General features: G+C 66.3%; 8 protein-coding genes and 1 pseudogene. 2 read left to right on the top strand and 7 right to left on the bottom strand.

Annotation, left to right across the window (positions count from 1 at the left end):
• Positions 1-8 precede the first annotated feature (8 nt).
• From PO768_RS10205 to PO768_RS10190, 4 genes and pseudogenes are all read right to left on the bottom strand, one after another.
• Positions 9-326 carry a hypothetical protein gene (locus PO768_RS10205; RefSeq protein ID WP_272645979.1) on the bottom strand — a complete coding sequence of 106 codons (318 nt, stop codon included), beginning with the start codon at positions 324-326 and terminating at the stop codon, positions 9-11.
• 108 nt (positions 327-434) lie between these two features.
• A pseudogene (locus PO768_RS10200) lies at positions 435-571 on the bottom strand (DUF1232 domain-containing protein); the annotation flags it as partial.
• Between the two features lie 737 nt (positions 572-1,308).
• Complete coding sequence (locus PO768_RS10195; protein ID WP_272645978.1) at positions 1,309-2,262, bottom strand: relaxase/mobilization nuclease domain-containing protein; 954 nt, start codon at positions 2,260-2,262, stop codon at positions 1,309-1,311.
• Positions 2,255-2,848, bottom strand: coding sequence for a hypothetical protein (locus PO768_RS10190; protein WP_272645977.1), 594 nt, complete (start codon positions 2,846-2,848; stop codon positions 2,255-2,257). Before PO768_RS10190 ends, PO768_RS10195 begins: the two co-directional genes overlap by 8 nt.
• A 704-nt stretch (positions 2,849-3,552) precedes the next feature.
• Between PO768_RS10190 and stbB the strand changes: the two genes are divergently transcribed.
• Both stbB and PO768_RS10180 read left to right on the top strand, forming a co-directional pair.
• Positions 3,553-4,299 (top strand): StbB family protein, encoded by a 747-nt coding sequence (gene stbB, locus PO768_RS10185; RefSeq protein ID WP_272645976.1) that lies wholly within the window; start codon positions 3,553-3,555, stop codon positions 4,297-4,299.
• The gene (locus PO768_RS10180; RefSeq protein ID WP_272645975.1) at positions 4,296-4,757 is read left to right on the top strand and encodes a hypothetical protein; all 462 of its coding nucleotides are present in this window, start codon (positions 4,296-4,298) and stop codon (positions 4,755-4,757) included. The genes stbB and PO768_RS10180 overlap by 4 nt, the downstream gene beginning before the upstream one ends.
• A gap of 80 nt (positions 4,758-4,837) precedes the next feature.
• Here PO768_RS10180 and PO768_RS10175 read toward each other — a convergent pair whose 3' ends face one another.
• From PO768_RS10175 to PO768_RS10165, 3 genes are all read right to left on the bottom strand, one after another.
• Entirely contained in the window at positions 4,838-5,698 is an 861-nt protein-coding gene (locus tag PO768_RS10175; RefSeq protein WP_272645974.1) for a DUF932 domain-containing protein, read from the bottom strand.
• 39 nt (positions 5,699-5,737) lie between these two features.
• Entirely contained in the window at positions 5,738-6,196 is a 459-nt protein-coding gene (locus PO768_RS10170) for a single-stranded DNA-binding protein (RefSeq protein ID WP_272645973.1), read from the bottom strand.
• A gap of 629 nt (positions 6,197-6,825) precedes the next feature.
• Entirely contained in the window at positions 6,826-8,925 is a 2,100-nt protein-coding gene (locus PO768_RS10165; protein WP_272645972.1) for a ParB/RepB/Spo0J family partition protein, read from the bottom strand.
• Between the last annotated feature and the right edge of the window lie 355 nt (positions 8,926-9,280).

The following is a 9,280-nucleotide window of genomic DNA, read 5'->3' as shown; positions in this document are numbered from 1 at the left end:
CGCGCTGGTCAGGCCGCGACCGTCTGACTTAAACCAACTGGCCTCCGCGGAAGCCGGGGCGATTCAACTGGCGCGATCCGGTCGCCGAGTACTAGATGGATACCCAGCATGCTCTCGCGCCCCACCAAGGCAAGACCAGCTTGCGGACCCTCAGCAAGCCCACCGACCAGAGCAAATGCACCGGCAATCGGAAAGTAGGCGTTGGCACTCGGCAAGCCAGCTTTATGCAGTACCGCGCCGGCCTCCAGCTGGACAATTTCGCCACAGCGCAAGAGATTCTGACGGTCCGCTCGTCCGAGCTTCGCAAGTAGCTTGTTGTGATGCATGAGACATTCTTTGCCCCGGGCTGGCCAGAAGTCGGTGCGGCTCCGCGCATTAGCGTCAGCCGACTAGTGCTTTCTGCGGCAAAGGCCGCAGCTGTGGAGCCCGGCGTACAGTGTCAGCCGTATCGGGCCTGACAAAAGTAGAACTTCGTCGACATTGCGGAGCACGGGAACGAAGTCTGGAATGAGGTCAATTGGGCTGCGCGTGTGACGACCACCACCCCAAGGGCCTGGGCATACAACGGAGTCCGCACGTTCCCGAACATCAAGCGCGAAAGTTTATCGTCGTAGCGTGCCTGCCCTTTGGAATTTTGCAGCCAGGACCGCTTTGGCGCCTTCGGTGAGTGCACGAGTCAGAGCCAAGTCTGAGGTTGCCCACCGGTAGTTTCCCGACAACCCAGCATCCCGATACACCTCCTGAGGTACGCCATGGGTATCGTCCTCGCGATGAACGACAACCGCTGCGATAAAGCCCCGACCCGCGCAAAGCTCCATTGAGCCTGCGTAGATCCGGTAGTTGCCATCTTTCCTGTCCTCGAATCGCATATGCATCCCTCAGAGGTTCAGAGGCAAACCCGTTTCAAGAAACGGGCGTTCGGCGCCGATTCGGGCCGACATCAAACACTGCGTGAGTATTTGATGGCTGTCTGTTCGTTACCGAACACAGCTACGACAACCGCACCGAGAACCTCGGCAACCGCACCTGGACGATCTTGTCTTCCAGGGTCGGCAAGGGCGTGACGCATCAGGGTGCCGGGGTCAGTCGCCTCAGCGTTGGTTGCCACATGCGTAGCCGACCCTCGCCTGCGCCAGTGAAACTGTTGCGTCGACATCGCCGATCGAATGTTGGACGATCCAACTCCCGACCTCAGTTAGAGGTCCGACTTTCGCATCGCCTTGTCGACCCAGGAAGCCAAGGGAGAAATGAACAGCCCACGCAGCTGATTTCATTTAGGTCCTCCTCAGATGGTGGGCGGTGAGGGTTTCAGCGGCCTGGTCGATCCAAATCAGGTGGCTCCACCTCGCGCACTACGCGTGGCTCGCGCACAGCGGAGGCGTTCTTGCCGCCGGTCATGTAGCCACGAACCGCACTTGCCAGCTTCATGTCCGCAGGGTCGTTCGACGACTCCAGCACTTGGATGATGGCCTTCCATGTAGTACTGCGGGCGTTGGCAGGCCCTCCCTTTGCCTCCCTCTTCGGCCCACGCTCCGCCATGAGCAGGCGCCCCTCACTGCGAGCACGAATGCGCCACAGCGGCTCGTAGCCCCTGATGGCGCCTCGTGACGCGCGCGAGCTGGCGCCAGCCTCGACACCCCATCCCCTCAACCGCTCGGCAAAGAGCTCACGCCAGCGCCGCAAGTCCGCCTTCCTCGGATTCAGTCGATGCCCATGCTTGGACTCCATCCGCACGCTGAGGTGCACGTGGGGGTTGGCCTGGTGATCGTGCAGCACCATCACGTATCGATGGTCCTTGAACTCGATCTGTGCAAACTCCCGGGCCGCCCGCAGCACGGCCAGCGGATCGGTACCCTGCGGCATCGACAGCATCACATTGAGCGCCTCCCGCCGCGGGCCCTCTTCCGGAATCCTCGACCCGCCATAGCGCCAAGCGTCCGTCAGCTCGTGCACCGCTTCACGCCCGGAGGCCTTCAATCCCAGCTCGTCTTCGATCTCCAGCCGCCCCGCTTTGCTGATGTAGCGAAAGTGCGCGGCAATCGCTTTCATGCCGCGTCCGCCCCCTGTCACCTTGACCATGACCTGCGGTACGCGCCGCAGCACCACTGCCCCGATGTGACGGCGAATCGCGTCGGCGCGTTGATGAACGGACTGCCCCGAGAGCTTTGGTGTCGAGCTTTTCACCACACGGTTTGGTGGGTAGAAAAGCCTGTCGCCCCACTGGACTAGCAGTCCGTCGATCCACTGTGGCTGCTCATTCATGACGTTCTCCTCTTGCTGGGGCGCCTCCAGATGAGCCCGCCCGGGATCCTGGTCTGCCCAGCCCGGCCTCAGCCAAGGCCACCGAGGCCAGCCTCAGGTGCCGGTGGATTGGCGCTTCGATCCGCAGCAGCAGGTCCCGGTATGCGCGCGCTGCCTCACCTTCCCCGTGCCTCAGCAAAGCAGCCAGTTGCAGGAGTCCCCGGCGTACGGTCACCAGCTCATCTGTCGAAGCGTGCAGCTCGGTCAGCAACGCAGGCCGCCCTCCTCCTCCGGTTAACGAGGGCACCTCACTCGCAAGCCCCACGAGGTAGGCGCCTGGTGACAATCGGGCCTGCCGAGCAGCCAGGCGGATGAGTTGGGCGTCTGCGGCGCTCAGGCGCAGCGACAGACGGACCGGCCCACGGCTCACGGGGTTGATGCGCACGGATGGAACGAGGTCGCGCCCCTCCTCTTTACCCAAGCGCTCAACCAGCACGCGCCGCACAAGGTTTGTGGGCGACACGCCCTCAAGTCGCGCACGCGCCAGCAGTGCTGCTCGCATCCCTTTCAGGTCGACGCAGAAGAGCTCTCGATGCGACTTGTCCATGGCCACCTCCATCGCGGATGGGTGCAATACATCGGGGCGCCTTCGCCCCTATCGCTGCACTAACCCAAGACCAAGTATTGGTCCGAAATCGCGCTTTTGAGGCGCTGATTTTTGGCAAAAATCAGCACCGATTCCCGGCCAATCGTGGACTAAAGATTGGTCATGAACACCTCAGCCGTCCACGCAGCGTCCCTCGGCGACTCAGGTCCGTCCCCTGACCGTCCATCAAGCGTTCCGGGAGCGACCCGGGAGCGGCACCTGAGCGTCCCCGGACTGACCGCAGAGGCAGGCCTGAAGCTGATGCCTGGGGAGCCGCCCGGGCGCGCCACGCGCAAGGCGCGGCAATTCGAGGCCGAGATCGCCAGACTCCGCGCGGAGGGCTACACGCTGACCGCCATCCGCCGATCGCTGGCTGCGGCCGGCGTAGAGGTCAGCCTCGCCACCATCCGGCGGGAACTGAAGCGCCCCACGCGCGCGCTGCCAATCACGATGGCAACCGCAGTCCCTGCCGTCACCTCATCCGGTCTACTCATAGCCAGCACAGCCTCGCACTCCGCACCGGCCCACGCCGCAAGCCGGTCACAGCAGCCTGGCGCACAGCCATCCCCCGCAGAGCTCTGCGAGCAACCCAGCGGCAAAGACCTGGCTCAGGCGTTCTGCAGCAGCCAGAACCATCACCCCCTGAAGCGCGCAAAGGAAAACCCATGAAGATCGCCGTTATCAACTTCTCGGGCAACGTGGGCAAGACCACCGTGGCCCGCCACCTTCTGCTGCCTCGCATTCCCGCTGCGGAGCTGATCGCTGTGGAGAGCGTCAACGCCGACGCCGACGCAGAAACAACACAGACTCTGCAAGGCCGCCAGTTCGGAGCGCTGCAGCAATACTTGCAGACCATCGACAGCGCCGTCATCGACATTGGAGCGAGCAATGCCGAGGAGTTTCTGACCCTGATGAAGGCCTACTGCGGCAGCCACGAGGACTTCGACTGCTTTGTCGTGCCGACCGTGCCCTCAATCAAGCAGCAAAAGGACACCATCGCCACGCTGATCGAGCTGTCGCGGTTTGGCATCCCGCCACAGCGTCTGAAGCTGGTCTTCAACATGGCTCAGCCCGGCGTGCCGATCAAGGAGTCGTTCTACCTCGTGCTCGCCTTCCTCGCCCAGCAACGGCTGGCGGAGGAAAACACGGCTTGCCGCTTGTACACGAGCGACATCTATGGCTTGGCGCGAGACAGCCATACCGACATCGGCACGCTGGCCCTCGACCAGACCGACTACAAGCGCCTGATCCGTGACTCGGACGACAGCGAGGAAAAGCTCGCGCTCGGCCTCAAGCTGGCTGCCCGCCGGCTGGCCATCGGCGCTGTTCCCGCGCTTGACGCTTGTTTTGCAGCTCTCGGTCTGGATGAGCTTGCTGATGCAGACACCGCGCCGGCGGTGCACTACTCGTGAACGAGCCCTTCACAGCACGGGATGCGCTCGTCGCCGAAGCGCTGGGCGACATCGGGGTGCTTTTGGATCGCGCCGACATGGTCGCGCTGGAGATGAGATCCGCCGCCGAAGCGGTCGACCGTGCCTGTGAACGGCTCGAAGCGCAAGCTGCTGCGGCGGAGCCGCGCATGGCCCAATTGGCCGAGCATGCCCAGGGCGTGGCGGCCAAGCACATCGCGCGGAGCGCCCGCGAGGCCATGCACACCGCCGCCGACGACGAATGTCGGTCGATGGCCGCCTTCGCCCGCGCGCTCTTTCATAGCGAGCTGAACCCCGCCTTGCACAGCCTCCTTCAGGCTGCAAAGGCCTGCGCTGAGAACCGAGACCATTCGCGCATCAGTTGGTGGGCCTGTACCGTATCGGCGGCGGCCTCGGTCATGCTGACAGGGTTGCTGGCCTTCTGCATGCTGCACCTGTAGGCCCGTGCGGCATGCCCTGCCGGTCCACGGCGCGGCGGACAGGTTGTTGGTTGGCTTGCCCGCCGTGCCGGAGTGGCTCTTCAGGCCTTCAGCCTGCGCATCTCCTCGGCCAGCACCCACAACGCACGATTGAGCTGCACGCTTCGGTCGATGCTGCCCACGGCCCTTGTGTGCATGCGCCGGCCCTGGGTGCTGCGCCCCGGTTGTCCACCGCGCATCAGGTTTTCTTGGGCGCGCTGGAAGCTCATCCACAGGCTGTCGCCCTGGTCCTCCATGCGACGGGGCTGCATCAGTTGCTGCGCCGTGATCGGCGCCGCCGGCGTGGTGGCACCCGTCGCCTGCTCACCGTAGCGCAGCGCCAGCGCGGCTGTCGCGAAGGCATGCTGCTCTTCGGCGCGCAAGCTCAGTGCCTTCATGCCCTCGGTGGCGGCCTCCACCGCCTCGAAGTCCTCCAGCACGCGGAACGCGCCCTCGATCACCTCGCCCTGGATATCGCCTTTGTGGGGAATGCGGATGTCCTCGACCACATCGCCCACCACCAGGCCGTTGCAGCAGACAAAACGGAACACCCCGGCCAGCAGTTGGTAGGAGCTCGCACCATCATGGCTGTTGATCAGAATGATCTCATTGGCCTCAGACTTGCCCCGCTGCAGCTGCCCGGCATGGCGCATGCGGATCATGTGCTTGGTGAACTCGGCCTTGCCGGCGATACGGCTCGCGCTCTGCGCGACCATGAAGGGCTCGAAGCCCTCCATGTGCAGGGCACGCAAAACCTCGATGGTCGGAATGTAGGCATAGCGCTCCGAACGGCTGCAGTGCTTGCCGGCCGCGAAGATCGATGGAGCGGCAGCGCGCATCTGGTCTTCAGCCAGTGGGACAGCGCTTTGCAGCACGCGGCTGCCACGGCCGAAGCGAGCGGCCAGTATGGAAGATGAGGACATGATGATCTCCTGTCGGTAGGGATGATGAAAGCCGAGGGTTCAGCGCTTGGCCCGTGCACCGGAGCCGCCGGGGGCTGAGCGGCCGCGCCGGGCCGGTGGTTCGAGCGAGGACTCGCCCCAGCCTTCGTCTTCGGGCACCGTGCCGCGCTCCGATGCCTTGGCCCGGCTGTCCAGGAAGTCGACCTCGTCGGCCGTGAAGCTGAAGGCGTAGACATCGACGCCGCTCTTGTCCTGGTAGTTGTTGTTGCGCAGGCGGCCGACGATGTTCACGTGCGAGCCCTTGCCCAGGTACTGGTTTGCGTTCTCCGCGAGCCTTCCCCATAGGGTCCACTGCACGGCGGTGCTCTCCTCCTCCCGCGCCTCGCCGCTGCCGCGTCGGACATTGCTGATCGCAGTCAACACGGCCTTGGCCAGCCGGTCTTCGCGGTTGACCAGGTACTCAAGCCGGACCGCGCCGGCCAGATGCGCATTGCGCTGTTCCACGCGAACGGATGCCATGATGGGACTCCTTTGAGTGGACCTGCCGGCCCCATGATGGAAGCCTCCCAGCAGATCCTCTCGCTCGGACTCCTCGCTCCCGCCCACGGGCGGGCGGGGGGTGGGCATGGCCCCTTCCCTCACGGGAAGGGGTGGGGGATGGGTGGGGTGTGTTCAGCAGCAGCCCAAGCAGCGCGCCGCTGTCTCGGCCCACTGCTCGAAGATCCCCCCACAAGTCCCCTCACCCACGGATGGGGGCGCCGTGGGGGGATCGCGGTGGGCCTGCTCGGCGCGGGGACTGCCCCATCACCGGTCCGCAGGCATCGCGGCCGCCGTGCCAGGTCCCCTGGCACCAGGCTGCGCCGAAGGACCGCCCCCTGGCTGAGCCCCGGCGTCTTTCGCGGGCGGCGTGCCATCAAGCGCAGCGGCTGGCGCGCCGTTCGAGCCGGGGCGATCACCTCAAGAGGCGGCCCGGCTTCGGGCGTGGCGGGTGCCAGGGGTGCCGATCTGGCGAGGCCAGTTCGGCAGCCGGCGGGCCGTTCCCGCGCAGCGGGAAGGAACAAGCCCGCCTTCCCCTGGCACGGGATCGGGCCGCCGGACCAGGGCAAGGGCACAGGGCAAGGGCGCCGCCCTTGCCCCGGATCGCTCACTCAGGCCTGCACCCGCAGCAGGGCCGGCAGCCAGCGCTTGCCGTCCAGCAGCGCCTCGGCCTTCTCCACGAGCTGCTCCTTCTTCATCTTGGCCAGACCGACGCCGGCCTCGCCCTCGCCTGCCTCGGCCAGCGCCTGCCCGATCTGCGCCTTGGACACCCGACCCAAGTAGGTCTCGCCCGAGGCCTGCCACCAGTCGGCCATATCCAGGCCGGTGGCGCTCGCCAGCGTCTGGGCCGGCTTTGCGTGCGCCGAGCCATGCGTCGCGTTCGCGGTCAGAGCCGCACACAGCGCCAGCAGGTCGAGCAGGGTCTCCACAGACTGCTCCAGCAGATAGGGGAGCAAGGCCACCGGCTCGGCAGGCAGCCGCTCGCGCCAGCCCGCGACCAGGGTCGACAGCGCGACATGCGCCGAGCTCTCCTTCAGCCGGGGCGTGAGCTGCATCAACGACCAGTTGCAGCTTTGCACCGAGACGGTCAGTGCCGTGGGCGAGGCGAAGCGCGCGGTGCAATCGTCGTACAGCAGCACAGTCGCCATGGCATGAGCGAGCGCGGCCAGGGCCACCTGCGGCTTGCGCATCAGCGTCACCTGCAAGGCCTCGGTTTTGTAGGCCGCCAACTCGCGGCACAGCGCCGCCGAGAGCCCGGCGTCTGCATCGCCATCCTGCCCGGTGCCCATCCCCGCGTCATTGCTGCCATCGCCGAGCGCGCGGCAGTGGCCTGCGACCCCGCCCATGGCGCTGCGCAGCTGGCGATAGTCCTCGTCGCGCAGCAGGTGCCGCTTCACGACCAGCGTGCCCTCCCGGTCCAGCGTCAGCAGGGCACCAGCCAGCGCGGCCACCTCGGGCTCGCAGTAGGCCAGTTGCTGCTCGATCTCGTCGATTCGGGCCTGCACGACCTGCTGACGCATTTCCAGCGCCTCGATGGCCCGCTCTGCGTTTTCGCCGTCGCCATCGCCTTCGTCCTCCTGCTCACGGTCATACAGGGCTTCCAGCCGCTCGTCCAAGCCTTCCTGCTCCCGCTCCAGCGCGGCAAGCTCCTGTGCCTGCTCAGCGGAGGCTTCTCGCCGCTGTGTCGGGGCGTCGTGATAGCGCTGTTGCACCTCGTAGCCGAAGTCGATGGCCACCTCGGCCCAGGGCCAACCCTCCAGGGCGCGCAGTTCCTCGGCCTTGGCCTGCAGACGCTCCAGCGCCAGACGCTGCATCAGCGCCGGATCGCCGATGTGATCCGATTCGCTCTGCTCGTCGCTGAACAGGTCACGGATCACGACGCCGCCTGCTAGCTCGTAGGCGTCCAGCCCGACGAAGCGAACCAGCGCACCGCGCACGCCGGTGCCCAGGATCGCGCGCCGCAACGCGGCAGGATCGCGGCTGTAGACCGGCAGGCATTCCCAGGCGCTCTCCTGCTTGGCATGCGTGTCCGCCAGCGACAGCGCCATCAGCTGGTCCATGTTCAGCTCGCCCGCACGGAACATCGCGAACAGCTTGGGCGAGACGCCGGCCAGCTTCAGACGCCGCTTGACCGTCAGCGGCGTCAGGCCAAAGCACACGGCAATGTCTTCAATGCCGGCGCCGGCCGCCACCATGTCCGCGAACGCCTGGACCGTGTCGGCGATGCTCATCGGCTTCTGACCCTGGTTCTCGGCCACGCTGACCGCGATGGCCCGCTCAACCGGCACGACCCCGCAGGCCACCGAGTATTCCAGATCGATGCGGCCCCGCTTGAGCAGCAGGTGCAGGGCGCGCAGGCGACGCCCGCCCGCGATCACGCCATGCGTGTAGACGCGGTGCTTCTCGCGACCCTTGCCGCGCCGAGGCGTGTCGTAGGCGATCACCGTCAGGTTCTGCAGCAGGCCCTGGGCGTCGATCAGGTCTGCCAGCTCCTCGATCTCGCCCTCGGTCGGCGGATCCTTGCGCACATTGCGCTCGTCCAGCCGCAGCCCGCGCAGCGGCAGGTGCTGCAGGTCCGCCTCCGGGCTTTGCGCCCGCAGGGCGATGCCGGCTTCCAGGCCTGCTTCCTGGTGAGTCTCGGGAGGTGCGGAGGGAACGTCCGCTGCACGGCTGTTGCTGCCGCGGGTGGTTGGGGTTGCTGTCTTGCTCATGGCACGCCTTTCTGCGTTGGTGGTGGAAAAACCCTGCTTCCTGGAGCCGTCTCGACGGACCAGGAGCGCGGGGCGCGCCAAAGGCAAGGGCCGGGCCGCAGGCCGCAGCCCGAAAGCGAAACAGGCGAAGCCTGCGAAGCGAAGGGACCGGGCGAGGACCCGGGGCGCAGCCGCACCCTTGCCGCCGGCGGGCGCTGCGCTACACGTCGAGAACCGGACGGCTCGGAAGCAGGGCCGCCACCCATGCAACCCAGGCCGGCCTGACGAGCAGGACCAGCGGCATCCAGCGCCAAACACCCGCAGCAGCGCGCAGCGGCCCGCCGCTGCGCCCACACACCGCGAAGCGGTGCACTTC

The organism is Paucibacter sp. XJ19-41, assembly GCF_028462495.1.
Classification (GTDB): Bacteria; Pseudomonadota; Gammaproteobacteria; order Burkholderiales; family Burkholderiaceae_C; genus Roseateles_E.
This window is presented reverse-complemented; position numbering and strand designations above follow the sequence as displayed.

Coding starts and splice junctions, on each gene's coding strand:
- PO768_RS10175 (WP_272645974.1), bottom strand. CDS start 5,698: ATGTCCTCATCTTCCATACTGGCCGCTCGCTTCGGCCGTGGCAGCCGC.
- PO768_RS10170 (WP_272645973.1), bottom strand. CDS start 6,196: ATGGCATCCGTTCGCGTGGAACAGCGCAATGCGCATCTGGCCGGCGCG.
- PO768_RS10205 (WP_272645979.1), bottom strand. CDS start 326: ATGCATCACAACAAGCTACTTGCGAAGCTCGGACGAGCGGACCGTCAG.
- PO768_RS10165 (WP_272645972.1), bottom strand. CDS start 8,925: ATGAGCAAGACAGCAACCCCAACCACCCGCGGCAGCAACAGCCGTGCA.
- stbB (WP_272645976.1), top strand. CDS start 3,553: ATGAAGATCGCCGTTATCAACTTCTCGGGCAACGTGGGCAAGACCACC.
- PO768_RS10190 (WP_272645977.1), bottom strand. CDS start 2,848: ATGGACAAGTCGCATCGAGAGCTCTTCTGCGTCGACCTGAAAGGGATG.
- PO768_RS10195 (WP_272645978.1), bottom strand. CDS start 2,262: ATGAATGAGCAGCCACAGTGGATCGACGGACTGCTAGTCCAGTGGGGC.